Origin of the sequence: Pseudarthrobacter sp. N5 (assembly GCF_050157035.1) — a bacterium.
GTDB lineage: Bacteria > Actinomycetota > Actinomycetes > Actinomycetales > Micrococcaceae > Arthrobacter.
Genome location: NZ_CP189593.1, coordinates 252,904 through 276,098, shown reverse-complemented (window position 1 = coordinate 276,098; position 23,195 = coordinate 252,904). Strand labels below are relative to the sequence as shown.

Here is a 23,195-nt window from a genome sequence, read left to right as displayed (position 1 = left end):
CACCTCACGGACTAGGCTTGGTCTCCGTACTTGGAAAGCCGGAACAACCAGCGACTATCAGACGGCGAAACGACTTTGGTGAGCACCGCCGTCAACTGGAACCGGTATCCCTCCACCAGCGCTGGACGGTAACTGCAGCCAAGCCAATCAGGGGCGTCGAGTTTGTTGGGGGCATCATGCATAGAGATGTTCCATGCGGCATGTTCAGCCGTGCACAGAAGGTCAACATGCAGAGGAGGAAACTTAAGTCGGCCGTGAGCCGTCGTTCCGGCTACAGTACGGCCGCCCAAAACGCTCGCAGGTGGGCAGCACAATACGGTAGGCCACTTGTCGTCGGACGCAAGAGTCCCCCAACGCCGGGCTGACGGGCAGGGCAGCTATCGAGAACTTTCGGATGCACCGCTGCTTCCACGGTGGGTGCGTCCGACATCGGCCGCGCACGTTACGGCGATTGCGGGAAGTTGTCTTGGCCGGGAGGAGCTGCTTGGGTGAGCACGACGACGGTGGCATCCCCTGCGGTGATGGAACAGCTGTAGTCTCACACAGGACGGCGGTCTTGGGCCTGGCGGCGCGGCAGTGAGAGCCTCCCACGGACTCCTGCGGCTAGTGCAGAGGGCTGAGGATAGGACTATTCGCGGGTCGTGTTTATTCAGGCATTGGGGCGGAGAGAATCCGACGATGGGTGAACTTTCCAGCGGCAATCCTTGGTCTGACGCCGCATCTTCCCGGTCCGGTGTTGACTCTATCAGTGAGGTGATCGAAGAAAGACGATCGGTCCCGTGTTGGTTCTGAGGTCCTGGTGAAGCGGGCGTGACTGGTGCTTGACAGGACTGCGGTCTCGCTCGGCCGCCAGCGCGACCATCCTGCAATCAATGATCACAGGCACTCGAACTGAATGTCCCGGAACGCCTATGGCCCGGCCCACGCGTCCATGTGCGGGCACTTCATTATGAGCGAATGTGGGAGTTCAACGCTGACTGCGGAAGGCAGCCTCCCCAGCCTCACCTGGAACGCGAAATTGGCTGTGCGGTGCGCCGGCGTCCGAGGCTATGTATGGGATCCGGAACGTGGACTTGAGTCGGAGTTCACCGTCAGTGCAGTCACAGTGGCCGACGGATAGCGGTCCTTCATTGTTGAGACAAGATCAGGCACGCAGGTCAGGCCGTGGAAGTTAGTTGTCTGATTTGATGCAGGGTCGGCAGGAGCGTTTCTCTGCATGCAGAGCCGGTTTTCTCTGTTGATTGTGTTAGTTCTGAACCCGTGCATATCCCTGTGGATAACTATGTGGAAAAGCGTTCGCCGATCCGGCCCTACCAGTCGATGTTTACGAGTGCGCGAAACGTGACGAATCGTCCCTCTATGGAGTCCGTGGAAGATTCAAGGACTTGAGTGTTTCACGTGAAACAGCGCCAGCGCATTTACGCGACCCGTTTTTTCGAAAAAGTAGCTGAAAACCGGGGATTCAAGCACAAGCTGACGAGTTAACAGCAAAGTTGCTCTGCCGGATAACGGAAACATCTTCCTGAGTATTCGGCCGCGTCCGACCCTTGGGTCAATGGTCCGAAACCGATGTTTTCGGCAGGTGCGCAGAAATGGAAATTTCCATCTCATTGGCCTTGTGGATAACGCTGTGAATAACCTCACGTCTGGCAGGTCCTGGATGCCCCTGCTCAGCCCTTCCGGGCGACAGTGCGGCTGCGATGTGAGGATCTCCACACCAGGCCGGCGACAAATCCTGGAACCGCAAAGTGTCGTCACCTTTCGCCCAGCCAACCCGCCCGCGCGGCATCGCCATCTGATCGGGAAGAAGTTCTATCACGCCCAGCGTTCTCGTGGACACGCTCAGCTATTTCGTGGAGCAAGGCAGAATTGCGCAGCCCGGTCATGCACTGAGGCGGGCGCCTTGAGTTGGATTGGAACGATCTGCCGGCTCACGGGACTGGTTCAATCTTGGCTCGGACGTCCGTTGTCCGCATGGTCCATATCGCTCGGCGTTGGTTCTGTAAATGAGACAGATCGGGGGCGTGCGGGCACTGATTTGCCGCAGGCCGCTGCAGACGGCAGCAGCGGTTGTAGTGCCTCCAACTCTCATTTCGTCGTTTCGATTTGTTCGGTCACGACACAGATCCGCTCTGTGCAGTTGCCGTGGCAGGTAGGTCTGTCCACCTCGTAGCGGAGGCCAAGAAAAACATGGAAGGTGCACGGCGGCGTGGGGCTCGCTCGGGGTGGATGGCGCGTGTCCGGTGGTGCGTGACCGGTGTCTAGAGTGTTCGGGACCGGCTGGGGTTGTGTGACGAGCGCCCGCTGACCTGACGGGTGTCTGGTGGGCTCGGCGGCTGCCGGATGCGTTGACCGGTGCCCTGCCGGCTGTGCGACTGCCAGGTGAGGTGTCGGTGTGCCGGGGAGCCGGACCTGGGCTCCTGTGTGTGGGCGTAGCGGTGCCGTGCCCGCTCTGCGACAGGTGGCACGGCGCCGCCGGTTTGTTAGCGGATGACTAACATCTGAGACGTCGGTTCGGTGGGCGTGGCGCCCGCAGTGGTGGGTGACCGACGCCCGGTGGGCGTGACAGGTGCCGGGCGGGTTGGGTGAAGCGGACAGGTACTCTTTGGTGCCGACCGTGCCCCTGATGGTGTAGCTGAGGTTCTGTGCACGTGGCTCGGCGCACTGCCACCTCTCCGCTGTTGCTGTGCTGCCTGGTGACTGCGTGGCGCCACCTACCGGAGGTGACTCGGCCAGAACTCTCTCCGGCTAGATCCCGGACATAGGTTCCTTGTACGGATTCGGCCGCAGGGGTTGATCCGTGAAGAGAGGAAGCGGCGGCCCGCCTGATCGAATTGCCTTCTATGGAACAACCATTTAGATGAATGTTGCTACGCGGACCCACTTTTGGCCAGGACCACGGCGCAACGGTACAGGTCAGTTGCGTTGTCGCAGTGCTGGCGCCTGGGCCTGCTGAGGAGATCCTGTTTCCAGGGCATCGAAACGGGCACTACCGGCCCCAGACGCGCACCATGGCGGGTGTCTCGTCATGTCGGAAGTATTGGTTCGGTCGCGTAGCTTCAATTCAGTGGATACTTGGATGGCAGCAGGCGATCCATCTGTTGGCCGTTCCCCCAAGCCCAGTTGGCAATTTGTCAGCCACTGGATTCTTTAATCAGATTCTGCAGCACCGCAGCACCAGGGCCGCGGCAAGTAGCTGGAGCTCCGAATCTCCCCTGGCTGACGCGTGTCCGCTCTACTGTCCCTATCTGAGGCTGTACTGTCATGTTGTCCTAACACCACTCATGGCTGTTACTTCCGCTGAATCCTGAGTTTGACGCGCACGCAACTGATACCGGGTGGCCGATGTGTCTTAAGATGCAGCTAGCGGACCCATTGTTGGCTGAGCCTCACCACGATTTCAGCTACCTCGGTGCCAATGTGTGTGAGCAAGTGTGCCTGCTTCAGACAGGTATGCAGCGCGTTATGTGACTCCCATGCATCACAGTTGGAGGCCCGGCAGTATGGTCGCCCTGATTACATTGGCGTGGGACGTTGTCGGCGGCAGTGTGATGCGGAGCTGAGTCCCGGGATGGTCCGGCCAGGACTTGGGTTTCACGTGAAACATTGCGGGCGAGGTCCGGCTGCCCACAATCACCGATGAGCCCGGGCCGTTCACGCGAAGGATATACCGCGGGCCGTTTCGAGAGAGCCGAGGACAGGCCATGGTTTCACGGGAAACCCTCCCCCGGAACTGATCGTGAGACGAGCTACCAAGCATGCGATGTACGGTCCAAGCATGAAGTAAGCAAGTGGCTGAATCAGAACTCAACACTATCGGGGCATCGGCCGGAGGTATTCCTTCGCAGTCCAGGAAAATACGAGCGGTGGGCACCGACTAGTTGAACTCGACTGGTTGAGTTTGCGGGCACATACAGGCGGGATATGCACCAAGCAGCCCAGACGCATTCTCATTGGGTTTACGAAGACGGGTTCTTTGGATCGAAGGGAGAATCCAGCGAAGGTGCATCCCGGATGTCATGCGTGACACTGGAGTGTTTCACGTAAAAACAGTGAGTGTTTCACGTGAAACAGACACGCATTGCAGTCACGCCGCCCGTAGCCGGCCATGGCTCGAGATCCGCAAAAATTGAGCATGGACTATCACGGGCGACGGAATATGGGTCTCACCGACCCCGGCCAGGTCAAGTTCCAAACCCTGGCCGATCTGGCTTTTCAGATGGATCAGTCATTTGGCCTGTTCGTGGTCAGGCTGCATATGGCCGGGTAGATGTTGCCGCTCAATTGTGTGGAAGAGGGCCAGTTGCTCGCGAGTATTAGTTCTGGCGAGTATCGGTGGATTTGGTCGGCCCTTGATCAGGAGCTTGCCCGGAGCTGAATTTCTACCAACTAGTGCCTGTCGTGTGTTTCACGTGAAACACACGCGGCGGGACTCTTAGGATGACCGCCTACACTCAAGTTGGTTCTTGACGCACGGTATTCATTTGCCTACCCCAGTAAGGTCCAAGTCTGGCTGTGCAACCGATCACACTCCGTTAAATAACAGCCAACAAGTAGCCAAAAACGCTCTAGTTAGATGAAATCTGCGCCGTACGTGGTCTGCGATCACGCCGAAATGGTGCGAAAAACAAAAGTGGCCGCCACTTCCAAGGGTGACGACCACTTCCACCCCGCCCAGGATTAAGCCGGGTTGATTGTTAGGACAGGACGTCCGCAAATTCCTTCTCAAAGAACTGCTTTGGCTTCGCGCCGATGACCGTGCTCTTCACTTCGCCGCCCTGGAACAGGTAAACAGCCGGAATGGAGGTGATGCCATACTCAGCAGCAATGGCCGGGTTGTCGTCCACGTTCAACTTGACCACGGTGACCTTGTCGCTGTATTCGACGGAGATCTCGTCGAGAATGGGCCCGAGCTTCCGGCACGGACCACACCATTCGGCCCAGAAATCAACGATGACCGGCTTGTCAGCTGCCAGAACATCCGTGCTGAAACTTGCATCTGTCACATCTTTTGCGTTGCTCATAACCTGTCTCTTTCTTGTCGAATGGTTGCACGCGGATTACGCGTGAAGGTCTGCCAGATAGTGCTCCACATCGATGGCTGCCACGCAACCGGAACCGGAGGCAGTGATGGCCTGGCGGTAGGTGGGGTCTACAACATCGCCTGCAGCGAAAACACCCTTAACACTCGTCCGGGAGCTGCGTCCGTCCACGGCGATGGTGCCTGCCGGGGTTAGCTCGAGTGTGTCCTTGATGAGTTCGGTACGGGGATCATTGCCGATTGCCACGAACACACCTGTGACTGCGAGTTCGGACTCTTTGCCGTCCACCAGGTTTTTGAGCTTCAACGCGGTGACTTTGTCACCACCAACAACGTCATTCACGGCGGTGTTCCACACGAACTTGATTTTGTCGTGAGCCTCGGCCCGATCGGCCATAATCCTTGAAGCCTTGAGCGTGTCACGCCGGTGCACCACCGTAACGGACTTGGCGAACTTGGTCAGGAACAGGGCTTCCTCCATGGCTGAGTCACCCCCACCGATGACGGCGATGTCCTGATCCTTGAAAAAGAAACCATCGCAGGTTGCACACCAGCTCACACCGTGGCCGGAAAGTCGTTTTTCATTCGGGAGCCCCAGCTCGCGGTAGGCAGAACCAGTGGACAGGATGACGGCGCGGGCCTGGAACTTCTCACCAGTGGCGATGGTGACAGTCTTGATGTCGCCCTCAAGCTCCAACGCGGTAACGTCCTCAAACTGGATCTCGGTGCCGAACCGGGCCGCCTGCTTCTCGAAGTTTTCCATCAGGTCCGGACCCATGATGCCGTCAGGGAAACCGGGGTAGTTTTCGACGTCCGTGGTGTTCATCAGCTCGCCACCTGCAGTGACCGAACCGGCCAGCATGAGTGGTTTCAGATTGGCGCGTGCGGTGTAGACAGCGGCCGTATAACCAGCTGGGCCGGAGCCGACGATGATGACCTCACGCACTTCTGACGCGCTGTTTTCTGCGTTGCTCACTGAACGGTGAACCTCTTCCTTAGTCGATGCGCGGACCTTTTAAGGCCGGCCACATGGCACAACTGATTCTTGGTGCTGAATATTCCGTCCGCCCGGACGCCGAATGCTGCCCGGGCAGCAGGAGGGAACCCCATCACCGGACGTCCTCATAGATTACCGTCTTGGGGCCAGCGGGGTGGTTGGCTGTTACGGGACGATGACGGCCCGCTGCGGTTTACTGGATCTTGATCTCAGCAAGACGCAGGCCGAAACCGAAGCGGGTTTTAGGTGCTGCCAGCTTGGGAAGCTTTTCAATGGACACAATCACGTACTGCGCGGTGGCAGGTTCCGCCAGGGGCATGGTGAGGTCCGTTGAAGTGAAACTGTTGGTGCCAATCTGCTTGGCGCCATCGAGCGAGGGCCGGTCATTGGTGAAAACACTGATGCTTCCGCCGGTTGCACCCAGCTGGGAGAGAGTTACTGAAGAGACCTTCGAGGCGCCCTTTAACTTGACCACCAGAGATACGCCGTCACCTGCCAGTCCGCCCCAGTTATCCGATGCAAACTCCATGTCCGACCAGAAGCTCGCGGCGTTGCCGTCGAATGTTTTGCTGAGATCGGCGTCGTATGTTGCGGCAAAATCAAAGTTGCCCAGGCGTGTGATGCCTGCGATCGTCGGTGGTCCGGCGGCCGGTTCCGAACCCTGTGTTGCCGAGGGTTGCCCCGTAGTGGGCTGCGACGAGTTGCTGGTCCCGGGAGCCGGCTTGGCCTCCGGCTGACTCTTGAAAAAGCTGCCCAAGTTCGAAACAGCGAAGACGAGAGCGGCAACAAGGACCAATGCCAGCAGTCCACCTACCAGCCAGCGCATGGAACGCGGCTCTTTTTCCGGCTGGTCATCGTCGTCGTAGTCAGCAGTTGCCGGCGGAGCTGAGGAACGGGCGAAGGCAGGGAAGTTTCCTGCCGGCCGATCCTCCACCGGACCCCCTGATGAGCCCGTGGAAGAATATTGATCCTGCTGTCCTGTGTCGGCGTCGTCGTAGTCGTCATCAGACCACAGCGATACCTTGGGAGCAGCGGCGGGCTGGGCCTGACCGGCGCTCTGCACCGTCTGGGGTGCCGTTGATTCCGCTGATGGCCGTGCGGGAGCGGCTGGTGGTGTGGCCGCCTGCGGAGCCGTGGCCGGCGTCGGGGACGTTCCGGCTGCAGCCGCGGACGCGGCGGCGCCTGCGGCTCCCCCGGCGAGTCCAGCCGCTGCGGCTCCGTGCGATGTGGGCATGCTCTGGACGCCAGCGGAAGGTTCCACCGCGGGACGCGCGGGCGTTCGGGGAGGCAAGGAGGGGGCCGGCTTCGGCGCCCCCGACGGTTGTGATGGCTGGGATGCTGCCGGGCCTGGATCTGCCTGGCTGCCGTGGCCATCGCTGTAGTTGATGTAGCCGGCGTTGACTTCGTCCTCGGCGTCGTACGGTTCCGGTTCATGGGAACGTGCCTGACCGAAAATCTCGCTGCCCAGGGTGTCCGTAAAGAACGGCTCCACATATGGCGGGTGGGAGGCAACCACCAGGTCCAGCAGATCAGCTGCGGAGGTGTGGTTGGTGATCAAATATGTGGTGGCTTCACTGACGCCCAGATCCAAAATCTGGACTGTTCCGGGACGTTCGCCGGTAGCAACCTCACGGGCGCTCTGGGCGACCTGCTCTGCGTTGTCCGGTCCGGCAACCAGAATGCTGACCTTGCGGTTGAGAACCTGGTCAACACCATCCAGCACCAGATCCTGGTCATGCGAGGTCAATACATTGCCGGTGACCTTATAACGGCCGCCGAGTACTGATCCGACATCGATCGGGTGGGACACGTGTTCCTCCTTGACTGTCCGGGAATTGCTGCGTAGATGATGCGATCGCCGATCAGATGTCCTCCGGTTGGCCGGCCCGCATCTGGTCTTGCAACTACCCTTGTTCAGTTCCGATCCTAGCCGATGGCGCGCAAGGGACGCGTGAGACAGGCAGCACCAAACCTGGGTGCTATCACTTTTTCCTGCGGCGCCTCAACCTGAAATACGGGTTGTGGCCGGCGACGCCCTGGAACGTCCGGGGCCCTGGCAACGGGATCTGCTCCCGCAGCAGGCTCCCCTTGGCTGTGGTGGGAACGTCTTCAGCCGGCAGGTAGCCGCCCCCGGGCGCACTGTCCGGCCCCGTCCCCGTTGCCTCGGAGGGGCGGTTGCGGCTGCGTGGCTCGGGAGCCGGCCCTGCGCGGAATGACGTGGGATCGAACTCGCCGGAAATCCGTGGGATCAGACCGGTGTCCACGGAGACCGTGGCGCGATCCGGCGTCGACCTTTCCTCTTCGGGCGAACTTTCCCCTGAAGGGGACCTGGAACCGGCAGCGTAGTCTGACGGCTCCCCGGGACCTGAACCTCGTCCCAGCCGTCCCAGCAGCGGACGCAGCAGATCCCGCAGCTCTGTGACATGGAAGATTTTCAGCAGGAAGAGATACACCATCAGCATGACGGGTCCGACGACGGCGACAGTCACCAGTGCGGCCGGCCGGCTGCTCCAGGCGAAACCATCGGGGCTGTAGCTGCCCAGCAGCCACAGGGCCGCCGCGCCGGCCACCGCAGAGCCCAAGGCGGCATAACCCATCCGGATATACGAATTCGCGATCCTCGGACCGTCCAGATGACCGAGGAGGCGGCGCAGAAATACGGCACTGACCACAACGGACAGGATGTTCCCACCTGTATATAGGAGTGCGATGGCAAAAATGATCTGACCGAACGGGAGGAACTGGATGAAAAACGCAGCTACCAAGTTGACCAGCGCGAGTACCAGCTGGATGTAGAACGGCGTGCGGGCGTCCTCATTGGCGTAGAAAACCCGGGACATCATGAAGTTCGCGCTCATGAACGGGGTGCTCAGCGCGAGGATGGTGAGCGTCTGGGCGAGCATCACACCGTCCTGCCGCTCACCACCGGAGAAGAACATGCCCAGCGGCCCGGCCAGCGCGAACAGCGCCAGGGCGCCGAAAACCGTAGCCACGGCCATGGTCCGCAGGCCGTGGGAGAGGGCATCGCGGAGCTCGGCCCGGTTGCCGTCCTGGGAGGCGCGCGTCATCCGGTTGAAGAGGACCGTGGCCAGGGACAACGCAATGATGGAGTGCGGCAGCAGGTACAGCTGGCTGGCCACTTCCAGGACGGCGTTGCCGGGAACGGACGCTGCTGCGGCCACGTCACCGGCATGCTGCAGCCGGAGCCGCTCGGCGCCCGGGATGGTGGCAATCCTCATGACGTACAGGAAAGCAAGCTGCCCGACGGCGGCTGTCAGGAGCGTCCACACGCTCAGCTTTGCTGCCTGGCCGAGGCCAACTCCGCGCCAGCCGAACCGTGGGCGCAGGCCCAGTTTCAGCCGGAATACCGGGATGAGTAGGATGGCCGTCTGGGCGATGACTCCGATGGTGGAGAACCCTGCCACCAGGAAGGTCTGCTGGGCGCCCCAATTGTCCAGGATGTGCGGGTTGGTGATGTTCGCGCCGAAAATCCAGATGAACATGCCCAGCCCGGCAATGGCCACTATGTTGTTCAGGATGGGCGCCCACATGGCCGGGCCGAACGCGCCGTTGGCGTTCAGGACCTGGGTCAGGAGGGCATACAGCCCGTAAAAGAAAATCTGCGGCAGGCACCAGAAGGCAAAAGCAACGGCCAGCGCTTTTTGCTGCGGCGAGTATCCCTGCGTGGTCAGCTCGATCACCCACGGCGCGAGCAGCGTCACCAGCAATGTCAGTGAAAACAGCACCAGCACGGCCAGGGTGAGGAGCCGGCTGATGTAGTCCGCTCCCCTGTCCGGGCCTTTGCTCGCCTTGATGATCTGCGGAACCAGGACAGCATTGAAGACGCCGCCGGCAACCAGCAGGAAAATCAGGTTGGGCAGGTTGTTGGCGTTGATGAACGTGTCATTGACGGTTGAGCCGAGGCCCAAGGCGGCGCCCAGCATCCAGGTTTTGCCGAAGCCAAGAAAACGTGAAACAAGCGTTCCCGCGGCCATGATGGCGCTGGAACGCGTTTCGCCGGCCTGGGCGGAACCGGCCGGCGCGGATTTTTCGGATGGAGGGTTGGCTGCTGACATCTGCTTCATCGTCTCACCCGGGGGCGGTTAATGGTGTGATCCGCGGGCCATGGAATGGGTCACAGGCGCCTCAGTGGTGTTCCGGCAGGACTTCCCTGGCCAGATCCGCGATACGCCGCTCATTCGGGAAGGAAAGCTTCCGTGCCAGCTCCTGGATGGGGACCCACGCCACATCCACGGCCTCGTGATCCGGATCGTTCTCAATGGTCAGCTCGCCGCCCGTGGCCCGGAGCAGGTAGTGGTGCACGGTTTTATGCACCCGGTGCCCGCTGACCGTAAACCAGTAGTCGATGCTGCCCAGCGGTGCCAGGATGCGGCCTTCAATGCCCGTTTCCTCGGCGATTTCGCGGACAGCCGCTGCCTCGTTGTTCTCCTCGCCTTCCGGGTGACCCTTCGGCAGGCACCACTCAAGACGTCCGCCCCTGTTAACGCGCGCAATAATCGCAACCCTCAATTCGGCGTCGGAGGTGTCCACCACAACGCCGCCGGCGGAGACCTCCTCAACGGTGGGCAGCGAAGCCGGAGCCGAATGCTGGGCGGGCGCGACGTGGGCACCGATTGCCGACGGCAACGGTGCGTTTGTCTTCCTGCCGGGAGCGCTCGGTACGGGATGGGCCATGAAGTCCACTCTAACTACTCCCGCCCCGTGGTGATGACCGGAACATGACTTCCAAGTGGACTGCGTATGACGCACTTTGCCGGCGTTCCGCGAACCTAAGGCGTTTCACTGGTGTTCAGGCACCGTTTTGGTGTGGTTCGGGTCCGTTTTCTGACAAGCTTAAGAAACTATGGCGCACGCACATCACAAGTCTGATTTTCACACCGTCGAATTCCAGGTGGACCCGGTGGTCCTGGAGCTCGGACAGCGCTTTGTGGACGCCGGCCATGAACTGTCGCTGGTGGGTGGCCCGGTCCGTGACATTTTCCTGGGCCGCACGTCCCCTGACCTTGATTTCACCACCGATGCCACGCCTGGCCAGACGGTGTCACTGATCAAGAAGTGGGCGGACAACTACTGGGAGATCGGGCGCGCCTTTGGCACCATCGGCATGCGCAAGGCCGGATTCCAGATTGAAATCACCACCTACCGGGCCGAGGCCTATGATCCCGAATCGCGCAAGCCTGTTGTGGCGTTTGGATCGTCGCTGACGGATGACCTGCTGCGGCGGGACTTCACCATCAACGCCATGGCGCTTCGCCTGCCTTCGCTGGAGCTCGTTGACCCGTTTGGCGGTGTCCGCGACCTCCAGGCCTCGGTGCTGGCCACTCCCGGGGCCCCGGAATCATCCTTCTCCGACGATCCCCTCCGCATGATGCGCGCCGCCAGGTTCGCCTCACAGCTGGGTGTATCCGTGCATGACGACGTCCGGCTGGCCATGTCCCAGATGGCCGAGCGGATCACCATCATTTCCGCTGAGCGCGTGCGGGACGAACTGACCAAGCTGATCTGCGGCGCGCACCCGCGCGTGGGCATTGACCTGCTGGTGGACACAGGCCTGTCCGAATTCGTGCTGCCCGAAGTATCCGCGCTGCGCCTTGAATCGGACGAACACCACCGGCACAAGGACGTCTACCATCATTCCCTCCAGGTCCTGGAACAGGCGGCCGCGCTGGAAACTGCAGCAGACGGTCCGGTTCCGGGCCCCGACTTTGTGCTGCGGTTCGCTGCGTTGATGCACGACGTCGGCAAACCGGCTACGCGCCGTTTTGAACCGGGCGGCGCGGTGAGCTTCCGCCACCACGACATGGTTGGTTCCAAACTGACGGCCAAACGGATGAAAACGCTCCGCTTCGACAACGACACCATCAAGGCTGTGGCCCGGCTGGTGGAACTGCACATGCGCTTCTACGGCTACGGCGAGGCCGGCTGGAGCGATTCTGCGGTCCGCCGCTACGTCACCGACGCCGGACCACTGCTGGAGCGCCTGCACCGGCTCACGCGTTCGGATGTGACTACCAGGAACCAGCGCAAGTCCGAGAGACTTTCCTTCGCCTACGACGACCTCGAGACCCGGATAGCCGCACTGCGCGAACAGGAATCGCTGGAAGCCGTGCGACCGGATCTGGACGGGGCCCGGATCATGGCTCTGCTGGGACTCAAACCCGGACCGGTAGTTGGGCGCGCCTACAAGTTCCTGCTCGAGGAGCGCATGGAGCACGGCCCGCTGGACCTTGCCGTGGCTGAAAGAAAGCTGCACGAGTGGTGGGCACAACAGCCCGAATCCGCGCCCCCGGCGCAGGAAACTGCACAGTCTCCGGACGACGTCGAACTTTCCCCTTCCGAACCAGCACCGAAACTTGCACCAAAACAGGAGTCCTAAGTGAACGCACCAGCCAGCACCGCCCGTCCCCAGCTCTGGATTCTGCGCCACGGCGAAACCGAGTGGTCCAAGAGCGGGCAGTACACCGGCCTGACGGACCTCCCTCTCACAGTAGAGGGCGAACAGCAGTCCGTGGAGGCGCGCAAGGTGCTGGACGCCGTTGACTTCGACCTGGTGCTTAGTTCACCCCTGCGGCGGGCCCGCAGGACGGCGGAGCTCGCCGGATTCCCCGATGCCGAACTTGAACCGCTGGCAGTTGAGTGGAACTACGGCGACTACGAAGGAATCAGCTCGGACCTCATCCGCAAAGACAACCCGGACTACCTGATCTGGACGCACGGTGTGCCCAACGGAGAGTCCCTCAATGACGTTGCCGCCCGCGCGGACAAGATTGTGGCCAGGGTATTGGAATCCGGGCTGGACAACGTGCTGGTGGTGGCGCACGGTCACTTCTCCAGGATTCTGACGGCCCGCTGGCTTGAACTGGCTCCCGAAGAAGGCAGGCACTTTGTTCTGGGGACGGCGAAGGTCTGCACGCTCGGCTGGGACAAGAGGACGCCGGCGATAGTTCGCTGGGGCCTCTAGGCGGCTAATCCGGCGGATCCCACGGCTCTTATCAGGGCTGATAAAGACGATTTATAAAAGTTTCTGAGGAAACTTTGTGAATTGAGTGGTCAAGTCATTCATTCATAGTGTAATTTTATTCGTGACCCCAGTGCGGCTTGCCAGGGTCACGGCGCACGTTGTTCAGCCAGTCTGCTGGTGCAACTGCACAGCAGAAAAGGAGGTTGGGAAAATGATTACTTTGACTAGCAGATGGAAGATGACCATCGCAGCGACCCCGGCCTCTGTTGCTTACCCGCGCCATTTTCGCGGACTGACTGCGTCTTAGACCCTGTTGCTCCTGGTACTGCTGACTGCAGTTCCGGTGGAGCTCTAGCAGGTTACTGATCCCCTCTTCATTGAGGGAGCTCTCTTAGACAGTCATCTGTCCAGGCGGAACCACGCGGTTGCGCAGTACCCCATAGTTCGGAACCCAGCTTCTTGTTGGGGTCCCGGCGCTGCTGCTATCAGGGGCCAACTTTCGCATTTGCGAAATCCATTTATTGGTATCGGGCATTTTTTCGCCTAATTCGGGCCGTTTTCTCACGAATTCAAATGGCCTTAATTGTCATGCCCGAATTCGTCTCCACTTTCAATATTCAGTATCAATCAGTTCGGTATCAATCAAAGGATCCAACATGACCACTGCCACGTCCGTCCGACCGACGCCAGCCGCCACGAGACGCCACAGAAGGGAGGTGACCACCATGATCAAGAAGCTCCAGGATGCTTTGTTCAGCCGGAAAGATGCACCGAAAGATCCGAAAGGGTTCAACGGCTCGCTGCTGGACCAGCACCGCGAAGACATCTACATCGCCATACACCAGCAAATGGGCGGTCTCCGCTGACTCCTCAGTCCTTCGTTCCAGACTCCCAGCCGGAACCGGAACACATTCGTTCAAGGAGGATCTGATGGCTCAGATCGGAACTGATCCGCATACTGATCCGCAAGGAGCCCACGCGGCTACGCGTGGGCTCCCGCCTTTTAACGGCACACGTTCCAGATGCCAGCCGACCGTCACCATGGCGGCAAGAAGGGCTGAAACTTCCCTGACCCAGCGAGCTGGATGCGTTCAACGGAAATTTTCGGGCCCGGCCAGCGCATATAACCGCACAGCGGCACGATGAGCGCCGGTAAGCTCGAAGGCATGCAGGAGACAAAGCCGCCCGCGCACCGGAGACGTGCGCGCTTGGTCGTTCCGAGCCGCAGCGACCGTGTGCTCAGGAACTTCACCGAGCTGATCGGCGGACCCATGGGGCACCGCTCGGCGCCCGGGATCGTCTCCCCGGGGGTTTTCACCGTGGAACGTGTCCTGATCATCCTCACGGTGCTGGCCGCCCTCGCCGGAATCATGATCAAGAACTACTGCCGGGTCAACGGCTGGGAGACGCCCAGCCAGTTCTACTCGACGTGCTACTCGGACTTTCCGGAGCTGTTCCGCAATCGGGGGCTGGGTGAGGGGACCTTCCCGTTCTTCAGCCAGGGCAGTCTGTTCGAATACCCGGTGCTGATGGGGCTCATCGCCGGGGCGACAGCTTTGCTTGTTCCCGGAAATGGAGTCACCGACGCCCGGATCCTGGGCTACTTCGACATCAACGCCACGCTCATCGCGGCCGTCTGGATCGTTACGGTGCTCGCCACGGCGCGGATGGCACGACGCCGGACCTGGGATGCGGCGATGGTGGCACTGGCCCCCGGGATTGTGCTTGCGGGCGTCATCAACTGGGATATGTGGGCCGTTGGGCTTCTCGCCGTGGGCATGTATTTTTTCTCGCGGGAACGGCTCATCCTGGCTGGTCTACTGATCGGCCTTGGCACCGCAACCAAGCTGTACCCCGTGCTGATCTTCGGTGCCATCTTGCTGCTTACCCTGCGGACCGGGCGCATCCGGGCTCTTCTGGTGACGGCATTTTCGGCTCTGGGGGCATGGCTGGCGGTCAACCTGCCAATTGCGGTCATGAACCCCACGGGCTGGAACTACTTCTACGAGTTCACCGAAGGCCGTCCTGCGGGCTACAGCTCCCCGTGGTTTGCCTACAATCTGGTGGCAGGGCGCCTTCAGGGGGGCGGGCAGCTTCAACTGAAGCCACTGGACGCCGAAGCCATCAACACCTTGGCACTCAATTTGTTTGTGCTGGCCTGCGTCCTCACGGCCGTGGTGGCGCTGACCGCGCCGCGCCGCCCCCGGTTGGCCCAGCTGGCCTTCCTGATCGTGGCCGCGTTCATCCTGACCAACAAGGTGTACTCCCCACAGTTCGTCATCTGGCTCATTCCGCTGCTGGCACTTGCCCGGCCGAAATGGCGCGATTTTCTGGTCTGGCAGGCCGTTGAGGGCCTGCACTGGGCGGCAGTCTGGATGTACCTGGGGCAGGTGACCAGCGGTGGTTCATCGCAGCACAACATTGACATGCCCTACTACGTACTGGCAGTCGCGGCTCATATGCTGGTTACGGCATATCTGATGCTGCGCGTTGTCTGGGACATCTTGGATCCAAGCCTTGATGTGATCCGGCGGCACGGCATGGATGATCCCCAAGGGGGCCCCTTCGAGGGCAGGCCGGATTGGCTTCGCATAGACCCCTTCCGCCCATCGAATTCCGTACTCCCCTGGCGGCGGATCACCAGCGATGCCTGATGTGGCTGCAGTGGGCGCCGTCCCCCGGTACCCGGGGCTGGCTCCTAGTTGGCTGCCGTGAAGCGGGCCCGCCGGTAGGCCGGCGTCTCGATCTCGTCCAGCATCGCAACGGCGAAGTCCTGCGTGGAGATGCTGCTGCCCGCCGGTGAATCCGTGGCAGTGACGTACTTGCCGGTCCGCTCGCCTGGCTGGATGACGGGGGATGGTGCGAGGACCGTCCAGTCGAGGGTCTCCGGAGCTTTCTTGACGGCATAGAAGGCTGCCGCGCCCGTGAGCGCCTCGGCTTTGTAGGCCTCCGGGAAGTCGGGGGAATCAAGCAGACGGACGCCGTCGACCTCCAGAGTGCCAGCCCCGCCGACGATCATGAGGCGGGTGCCTTCAGCATTGCAGTAGGCGGTGGACATGGCTGCGATCCATTCGGCATGGTCCCCTCCGGTGCGGCTGGGGCCGGTGGCCAGCACAATGGCGTCGTGATGTGCGGCGATTGTCGCGAAGGTCTGGCCGTCAGCCAGATCAGCGGCCTGGGACGCGGCACCTTCAACCGTGGTGCCTGCCCGCGAGATCGCCGTGACCTCGTGGCCGCGCTCCAGGGACTCGTTGACGATCTGGCTGCCGACCATGCCGGTTGCTCCGTAGACTGCGATTTTCATGCTTCTCCTTGTGGTTGCTATCCTTGCAATACCCAAACAGTACCTATTTGATACTGATAGCTTCAAAGGAACTCAGTTACTTCATGGAAACTAACCGGGCCGAAACCAACGGCTTCCCCGGAAACGTGTTGGACCCTGCCTGCCCGTCCCGGGTGGTCTTCCAGCGCATCGGCGACAAATGGGCATCGCTCGTCATCCAGGTACTGGCAGGCGGACCGCTGCGGTTTTCCGAGCTCCGGAAGCTGGTCAACGTGGTCACCCCCAAAGTCCTCACCCAAACGCTGCGTACTCTTGAGCGGGACGGACTCATCACCCGCACAGTATTCGCGCAGGTCCCGCCCCGGGTGGACTACGAGCTGACCGCGCTGGGCCGGTCGCTGTTGGAGCCACTGACCCTGCTCCGCTTGTGGGCCGAAAACAATGTGCCAACCATCCTCAATGCGCGCGATGCCTACGACGATGCCCAGGACGCCGGGCTCCCGGTCAGCTGACAGCCACGGTGGGCTGCGCCGCTGATATCCGGCCGTCGCGCATGGTGGCCACGGAATCGGTGAGCGGCACGAATTCGGTGTCGTGCGTGACCATAACCGTGGCAACGCTGAATTCGTCCGTCACCTGACGCAATAGCCGTACAATGGCACCGCTGCGCACGTGGTCCAGTGCCGCCGTCGGCTCATCCACCAGCAGAACCGTGGGGCTCCCCATCAGTGCACGGGCGATGTTGACGCGCTGACGCTGGCCACCGGAAAGCTGGTGGGGCCGTTTGTTCAGTGAAGCGGAGAGCCCGACGACGTCCAGAAGCTCGGCGGCCCGCTTGCGTGCAGCCCTCACTGGCTTCCCGCGGAGATGGTCGCTGATCACCAGCTGTTCGACGGCGGTGAGCGAGGGCAGCAGGTTGGGCTGCTGGAAGATGATGCCGATCTTCTCCCGCCGCAGCGCGGTCAGTTCGGAGTCCTTCAAGCCGGTTGCGTCCTGGCCGTCGATAATCACCAGTCCGGACGTGGGCTGGACAAGGGTGGCGGCCACAGCCAGGAGCGAGGATTTGCCCGAGCCTGACGGTCCGACAAGGGAGAGGTACTCCCCCGCGTTGAGCTTGAGGTCGACGCTGTCCAGGGCTTTGAGGGTGCCGTCGCCGTCCGGGTATTCGAGCGTGACGTTGACCAGATTCAGAGGGGTGTTCATTGAATATGCCTTTCAGGGAATATTTGTGGGGCAGTCACGGCAGCCTCCGTGCCGTCCACATCCAGGAGGGGTCAGTTGCCGCCAAGGGCAATCAGCGAATCCACCCGGGTGATGCTGCGTACGGCCAGTGCGGCGCCCGCCAGGCCAAGCAGCACAATGCCGGCGATGGGCAGGAGTGTGGTGCCGGCCGTGACGAGGAACGGCGCAGCCTGGGCGGCGAAGAACCCGCCAATCAAGCCCACACCACCGCCAATGGCAGCACCGGCCAAGAGCACCATCGCGGCCTGAACCATGGCGTCCCTGAGTACATAGCCCGACGAACCGCCCATGGCCTTGAGTACGGCAATGTCCCGGGTCCGTTGCACGGTCCAGACGGTGAGGAAGGCCACGATCACCAGGGCCGAGATACCGTAGAGAAACGCCTGCATGAGCATCAGCGAACCGTTCTCGCTCTTGTAGGAACCCAGCGCCTGGAACGATCCGTCACGGGTGGCACTGACTGTGCCGGCCGCCGCATTGGCGGCGTGCACGTCAACGGAAGCTCCGGCGTCGAACGTCACTGCGATCATGGTTCCTATCGCGTGCTTGCTGGTGATGTGCGCCAGCTGCCGCCAGTCCTGGAGGGATGTCCAGACCACGCCCGTGTGCGAATACCACTGGTCCGGAACCACCGCTGAAACGGTCAGTTCCGTACCGCCCACCGTGGCCCGCCCGCCGATGGCGAGATCCAGATCCTTAGCCAGGGTTTCGCCGATGACAACGGTTCCACTGGCGACCGGGGCAGGGGACAGAATGTTGCTGTCCATGCCGTCACCAACACCAAAGACGGCCACGTTTGTGGTGGCTGCGGGAGCGCCGGCAGCACCGAGTGCCTGGATGCGCGTCTGGTTGACTCCGACGGCCTCCGCACTGGCAACACCGCTGCGTCCGGACCATTCAGACACCTGCGCCGCGGTGACCTCGGACTCGGTGAACGAGGCCCTGGCATCGTTTCCGGCCGGTGCCCCGAAGGCAATCTGGTCAGCGGGCAGGGCAGCAATGGCCGACGTCGACTGGTTGCCGAGCCCGGCCGTGAGCCCGGAGAGCATCACCAGGAGGAGGGTGATCAGCGCGACCACTCCGCCCATCAGGGCAAAGCGGCCCTTGGCGAAGCGGATATCGCGGATGGCGAGAAACATGTGGTTCCTTTTCGGTTGTTTTGCGGCCTTGATTCAACTGTCCCGCCGAAGCCGGTGCCGTACATCGGGAGGCTGGTTGATTGGCACTGCGGGGATGGTTGACGCGGGAATCAATCAAAAGGTTGATAGGCCCGGGAATCCGCCGAAGCCAGGACATGGCACGCGAAATTCTCGGTACCCGCCAGTAGGGTGGAATGATGCAGAGCGATGCGGAACCCAGCGGTGCGGCCGTAATTCTGCGCGTGCTTCGCGTGAGCCTGCATGTGGGTTTTGCGGTGCTGCTCCTGGTGGCGCTGGTGCGGCTGGTGACGGGCGGACCAGGGCCGGGCGGGTGGTGGGGGATGGCCCTTCCCTGGGGCCTCGCGTTGCTGCTGGCCGCCGTGTATCTCTCCGGAACCGTACTGGAGAAGCGCCATTCCGCCGACTCCTCCCGGTTTGATCCACGGCCCTACGCTGTGTGGTGGCTGGCTGCCGTCAGCATGCTGTGGCTCCTGCTGATCTGGGCCAGCGCCGACTTTGTGTGGCTGGCCTTCCCTCTCTTTTTCCTCCAGCTCCACGTTCTCCCGCGACGCCTGGCATTGCCCGTCATTGCCCTCTGTACGGCATTGGTCGTCGCGGCGCTCTGGTTCCACAACCGGGGAACGGCCGACGCCGTGTTGCAGCTTCCCATGGTGCTGGGACCGATGTTCGGGGCTGCGTTCGCCGTGGTCACCGGGCTTGCCTACCGTGCCCTCTATCTCGAGGGAGAGAACCAGCGGCTGGCCGCCGAGGAGTTGCGCCGCACCCGCGCTGAACTTGCCCAAAGCCAGCACGACGCCGGCACCCTGGCCGAACGGGCACGGCTGGCCCGCGAAATCCATGACACCCTGGCCCAGGGCTTCTCCAGCATCGTGCTGATGGGGAGGTCTGCCGAGAAAGCCCTCGACGACGGTGACGAAGCCACAGCCCGGGACCGGCTCCGGACGGTCCAGGACACCGCTTCCGCGAACCTCGCCGAGGCCCGCAACTTTGTCCGGGGCCTGCGGCCTCCGGAGCTCGAGCAGATGTCCCTGGTGAACAGCCTGCGCCGGCTCTGCGAAAAGACGGAGACCGAGGCCGCCGCCCGCGGAGCAGGACTGCGCTGCCGCTTCGATCTCGAGGGCTCACCCGTGGAGCTTCCCAATCCGTACCAGGCCACCCTGCTCAGGGCTGCCCAGGCGAGCCTTGCGAATGTGTGGGTCCATGCGAAGGCGCGCACCGCCGTCGTCACCCTTTCGTTCATGGGGACCGAAGTGGCCATGGACATTTACGACGACGGAGTGGGCTTTAACCCGGAGAGCGTGGTCGCCGCAGGGTCAGGGGCAAAAACGCGGGAAGACGGATCCGGCTTCGGGCTGAAGTCCCTGCGCGAACGGGTCGCCGCGTTGGCCGGGAGCCTGGACATCGAGTCAGCCCCGGGGGACGGAACCGTGGTGGCCATCCGGCTGCCGCTGAACAGGGTCCCGGAACAGGCGCCGGAACAGGTGTTTCAACAGGCGCCGGACCAATTGCCTACGGACGAGGACAAACCATGACGGATATCCGTGTGCTTCTGGTAGACGACCACCCTGTGGTCCGGGCTGGCCTTCGCGCCATGCTGAGCGACTTTGACGGCATCACTGTGGCGGCAGAAGCATCCGATGGCGGTGGGGCACTGACCGAACTGTCAAAGCTCCACGCGCTGGGCGAGCCCGTGGATGTGGTGCTGATGGACCTTCAGATGGGTGCAGGAATGGACGGTGTGACGGCCACCGCCAAAATCAAGGCGGGCGAAGCAGGAACGCCCGCCCCACCCGTGCTGATACTCACCACCTACGACACCGACGCCGACATCCTGGCCGCCGTGGAAGCCGGCGCCAGCGGGTACATGCTCAAGGACGCGCCGCCAGAGCAGATCCGGCACGCCGTGCTGTCTGCGGCTGCCGGACAGACGGCTCTTGCGCCGGAGGTCGCCGCACGCCTGATGGGCCGGATCAGGAATCCGGAGCCGGTGCTGTCGGCCCGCGAGGTCCAACTGGTGGAATTGCTGGCAACAGGGCTGAGCAACCGGGCCATCGCCAAGCAGCTGTTCATTTCCGAGGCAACCGTCAAGACCCATCTGGTGCACATTTACGGGAAGCTGGGCGTGGACAACCGGACCGCAGCCATCTCCGTTGCCACGCAGCGGCGGATCATCCGTCACGCCTGAGCTACAGGACTCACCGGAATGGGCTATGTCGAGCTGGTGGCGGATCCGTCGGGTGGGATCATTGGCGCCCACGGCGTGTGGGGGATGCCAAGTTCACCTGCGCACCGTAGCCGGACCGGCCTCCGCCCCCGTTGCCCTATCACTTCTGGTCCCTCAGGAGGCCTGATAACAACCACAAGTGATAGGGCAACGGGACGCAATCGACTAGGCATTAATCTGTGACAGGAAGTTGTCTGCGGGAAGGGGCATAATGGCGCGGTGGGGAACTCTCAGAAAATTTCACTTGTCCTTGTCGGTCTTGTTCTTAGCGCCTCATTGGTGGCCTGCGACGACGGCCGCGGCGGTGCCCAAAGCGCCGCGAAGCAGCTCGCTTCCGCGGTGGCGGCTCTCGACGTCGGCTCCGTTACCTTAGAGGGCCGGGACGCCGCGGCAGCCAATGAACAGCTCAAGCAGGTGTTCAAAGCCCTCGAGCCGGTCAAGCCAACGGTGGAAACCGGCGAGCTGAAACTGGACGCGGATACCGCCACCGTCCCGCTGAACTACAGCTGGAAGATCGGTTCCGCCGAATGGAAGTACACGGTGTCCGCCAAGCTGAAGAAGTCCTCCGACAAATGGCTGGCCGTCTGGTCCCCCGCGCTGCTGGTGCCCGATCTGGCCGACGGGGAAATTCTCAGCACATCGAGCCAGACGCCGCAGCGGGCCGCCATTCTTGGTGCCGGCGACGTCCCGCTGGTCACCTACCGGCCGGTGGTCAACGTCGGCATCGACAAACCCCAGCTCGGCGGGGCCGATGCCGCCGCCTCTGCCACCAAGCTCGCCCAGCTGGTGGGCGTGGACCCGGCAGCCTACGCCCAGCAGGTCCAGGCATCCGGTGCCCAGGCGTTCGTTCCGGCCATCACCCTGCGCGAAGACGGCAACCGTACCATCACCGACGGGCAGATTTCGGCGATCCCCGGCGCCCGGGCCATCAAAGACATGCTGCCGCTGGCCCCTACCCGCACCTTCGCACGGGCCCTGCTGGGCACCGCGACAGAGGCCAGTGCAGAACAGATCGAAAAGTCCGGCGGCGCTCTGAAGCCCGGGGACAGTACCGGAACCGGCGGCCTCCAGGAGCAATACGACGCGCAGCTGCGCGGCACCGATTCCATCGTCGTCCACGCCCAGAAAGCAGACCTCACAGCCGAAGAAATCAAGGCGGCGTCGCGCGATCCGCGCCGGGTCCTGTTCCAGGTTGAGATAAAGGCCGGAACGCCGCTGAAGACCACGCTTGATCCAAAGCTCCAGGAATTGGCCGAAAGCACACTCGCCAAGGTGGGCCCGGCTTCTGCCATTGTGGCGCTCCGCCCTTCCACCGGCGCGGTCCTGGCCGCGGCGTCCGGCCCGGGCAGCAACGGCTACAACACTGCCCTGCTGGGCCAGTACGCCCCGGGCTCAACCTTCAAAATGGTGGACGCGCTGGCCATGCTCCGCAACGGCATGACGCCGGACTCCAAAGTCGAATGCACCCCCACGCTCACCGTGGATGGCCGGACGTTCAAGAACGCCGAGGGGTACCCCGCCGGTTCCCTTGGATCCGTAACCCTTCGCGACGCCTTTGCCCACTCCTGCAACACCGCCTTCATTGCGGCCCGGGACGGCGTCAGCCAAGCCCAGCTCGAATCCGCGGCCATGTCGCTGGGCGTAGCCGCCGAGGCACCTGCACTTGGCGCCGCTGCCTTCCTGGGCTCCGTGCCAGGTGAGGCCGAAGGCACCGAGCATGCCGCATCCATGATCGGGCAGGGCAAGGTGCTGCTTTCGCCGCTGGCCGCTGCCGTGATGGCGGGATCTGTGGCCAAGGGATCACCGGTATCCCCGCAGCTGGTCCTGAACCCGGAAGCCGGTGCAGCGGCCGGTTCCGGAACTGAGGCGGGGAAAACGCCAAGCGCGGCGGGCACGGACGGCGCGTCGCCGTCGTCGTCCGCTTCTCCTCTGCCTCCCGCCGCAGCCTCCGACAAACCGCTGACCAAGGAGGAAGCCGCGGCTCTGGCCGACATGATGCGCGCGGTGGTCACCTCAGGGCATGCAGGATTCCTGGCGGGAGTCCCGGGTGCACCGGTGGGCGCTAAGACGGGTACGGCCGAGTTTGGCAAGGACGATCCGCCCAAGACCCACGCCTGGATCGTGGCTGTGCACGGGGACCTGGCCGTCGCGGTGTTCGTTGAAGAGGGCGGGTTGGGTGCAACCACCTCAGGGCCGTTGCTGAAGGAATTCCTGACCGCCGCCGGTTGAGCAGCCGTAGACATGCTTCCCCCACTGGCGCACGCTT

The 23,195-nt window shown here is 62.3% G+C and carries 18 protein-coding genes; 9 read left to right on the top strand and 9 right to left on the bottom strand.

The genetic code is table 11. The features are described 5' to 3' along the window. Positions 1–11: 11 nt before the first annotated feature. A complete protein-coding gene (locus tag ACQCST_RS01360; protein WP_426999225.1) occupies positions 12–182 on the bottom strand; it encodes a hypothetical protein in 171 nt (56 codons plus the stop codon). A gap of 3,953 nt (positions 183–4,135) precedes the next feature. Between ACQCST_RS01360 and ACQCST_RS01355 the strand changes: the two genes are divergently transcribed. Continuing rightward, a complete protein-coding gene (locus ACQCST_RS01355) occupies positions 4,136–4,270 on the top strand; it encodes a hypothetical protein (RefSeq protein WP_426997588.1) in 135 nt (44 codons plus the stop codon). A 427-nt stretch (positions 4,271–4,697) separates the two neighbouring features. On the opposite strand, the gene trxA is transcribed toward ACQCST_RS01355, so the two are convergent. The 5 genes from trxA to ACQCST_RS01330 all read right to left on the bottom strand — a co-directional run bounded on the left by trxA (position 4,698) and on the right by ACQCST_RS01330 (position 10,733). Further along, positions 4,698–5,024, bottom strand: coding sequence for a thioredoxin (trxA, locus tag ACQCST_RS01350; RefSeq protein WP_426997587.1), 327 nt, complete (start codon positions 5,022–5,024; stop codon positions 4,698–4,700). A gap of 36 nt (positions 5,025–5,060) precedes the next feature. After that, the gene (gene trxB, locus ACQCST_RS01345; RefSeq protein WP_426997586.1) at positions 5,061–6,017 is read right to left on the bottom strand and encodes a thioredoxin-disulfide reductase; all 957 of its coding nucleotides are present in this window, start codon (positions 6,015–6,017) and stop codon (positions 5,061–5,063) included. Between the two features lie 214 nt (positions 6,018–6,231). Continuing rightward, positions 6,232–7,848: an ABC transporter substrate-binding protein gene (locus ACQCST_RS01340; protein WP_426997585.1), complete on the bottom strand. Its 1,617-nt coding sequence runs from the start codon at positions 7,846–7,848 to the stop codon at positions 6,232–6,234. A gap of 172 nt (positions 7,849–8,020) precedes the next feature. Continuing rightward, positions 8,021–10,114, bottom strand: coding sequence for a murein biosynthesis integral membrane protein MurJ (gene murJ / locus ACQCST_RS01335; RefSeq protein ID WP_426997584.1), 2,094 nt, complete (start codon positions 10,112–10,114; stop codon positions 8,021–8,023). Positions 10,115–10,184: 70 nt separating this feature from the next. Then, a complete protein-coding gene (locus tag ACQCST_RS01330; protein ID WP_426997583.1) occupies positions 10,185–10,733 on the bottom strand; it encodes an NUDIX hydrolase in 549 nt (182 codons plus the stop codon). A 169-nt stretch (positions 10,734–10,902) separates the two neighbouring features. On the opposite strand from ACQCST_RS01330, the gene ACQCST_RS01325 reads away from it, so the two are divergent. From ACQCST_RS01325 to ACQCST_RS01310, 4 genes are all read left to right on the top strand, one after another. Continuing rightward, positions 10,903–12,435 carry a CCA tRNA nucleotidyltransferase gene (locus tag ACQCST_RS01325; RefSeq protein ID WP_426997582.1) on the top strand — a complete coding sequence of 511 codons (1,533 nt, stop codon included), beginning with the start codon at positions 10,903–10,905 and terminating at the stop codon, positions 12,433–12,435. Beyond that, positions 12,436–13,020: a histidine phosphatase family protein gene (locus ACQCST_RS01320; RefSeq protein ID WP_426997581.1), complete on the top strand. Its 585-nt coding sequence runs from the start codon at positions 12,436–12,438 to the stop codon at positions 13,018–13,020. It abuts the gene before it with no gap. A 725-nt stretch (positions 13,021–13,745) separates the two neighbouring features. Beyond that, positions 13,746–13,886, top strand: a complete 141-nt coding sequence (locus ACQCST_RS01315) for a hypothetical protein (protein WP_426997580.1) — start codon at positions 13,746–13,748, stop codon at positions 13,884–13,886. A 300-nt stretch (positions 13,887–14,186) separates the two neighbouring features. Then, positions 14,187–15,674, top strand: coding sequence for a glycosyltransferase family 87 protein (locus tag ACQCST_RS01310; RefSeq protein WP_426997579.1), 1,488 nt, complete (start codon positions 14,187–14,189; stop codon positions 15,672–15,674). A 44-nt stretch (positions 15,675–15,718) separates the two neighbouring features. Here ACQCST_RS01310 and ACQCST_RS01305 read toward each other — a convergent pair whose 3' ends face one another. Then, the gene (locus ACQCST_RS01305) at positions 15,719–16,324 is read right to left on the bottom strand and encodes an NAD(P)-dependent oxidoreductase (protein WP_426997578.1); all 606 of its coding nucleotides are present in this window, start codon (positions 16,322–16,324) and stop codon (positions 15,719–15,721) included. An 83-nt stretch (positions 16,325–16,407) separates the two neighbouring features. Between ACQCST_RS01305 and ACQCST_RS01300 the strand changes: the two genes are divergently transcribed. Further along, positions 16,408–16,815, top strand: coding sequence for a winged helix-turn-helix transcriptional regulator (locus tag ACQCST_RS01300; RefSeq protein ID WP_426997577.1), 408 nt, complete (start codon positions 16,408–16,410; stop codon positions 16,813–16,815). Here ACQCST_RS01300 and ACQCST_RS01295 read toward each other — a convergent pair. Further along, positions 16,808–17,506 (bottom strand): ABC transporter ATP-binding protein, encoded by a 699-nt coding sequence (locus ACQCST_RS01295; protein ID WP_426997576.1) that lies wholly within the window; start codon positions 17,504–17,506, stop codon positions 16,808–16,810. The genes ACQCST_RS01300 and ACQCST_RS01295 overlap by 8 nt on opposite strands. 71 nt (positions 17,507–17,577) lie before the next feature. Continuing rightward, complete coding sequence (locus ACQCST_RS01290) at positions 17,578–18,684, bottom strand: ABC transporter permease (RefSeq protein ID WP_426997575.1); 1,107 nt, start codon at positions 18,682–18,684, stop codon at positions 17,578–17,580. A 197-nt stretch (positions 18,685–18,881) separates the two neighbouring features. On the opposite strand from ACQCST_RS01290, the gene ACQCST_RS01285 reads away from it, so the two are divergent. The 3 genes from ACQCST_RS01285 (at position 18,882) to ACQCST_RS01275 (ending at position 23,158) form a co-directional block, all read left to right on the top strand. Beyond that, complete coding sequence (locus tag ACQCST_RS01285) at positions 18,882–20,237, top strand: sensor histidine kinase (protein WP_426997574.1); 1,356 nt, start codon at positions 18,882–18,884, stop codon at positions 20,235–20,237. Further along, positions 20,234–20,890, top strand: a complete 657-nt coding sequence (locus tag ACQCST_RS01280) for a response regulator (protein ID WP_426997573.1) — start codon at positions 20,234–20,236, stop codon at positions 20,888–20,890. The genes ACQCST_RS01285 and ACQCST_RS01280 overlap by 4 nt, the downstream gene beginning before the upstream one ends. A gap of 258 nt (positions 20,891–21,148) precedes the next feature. Further along, positions 21,149–23,158 (top strand): penicillin-binding transpeptidase domain-containing protein, encoded by a 2,010-nt coding sequence (locus ACQCST_RS01275; RefSeq protein WP_426997572.1) that lies wholly within the window; start codon positions 21,149–21,151, stop codon positions 23,156–23,158. Positions 23,159–23,195: the final 37 nt, after the last annotated feature.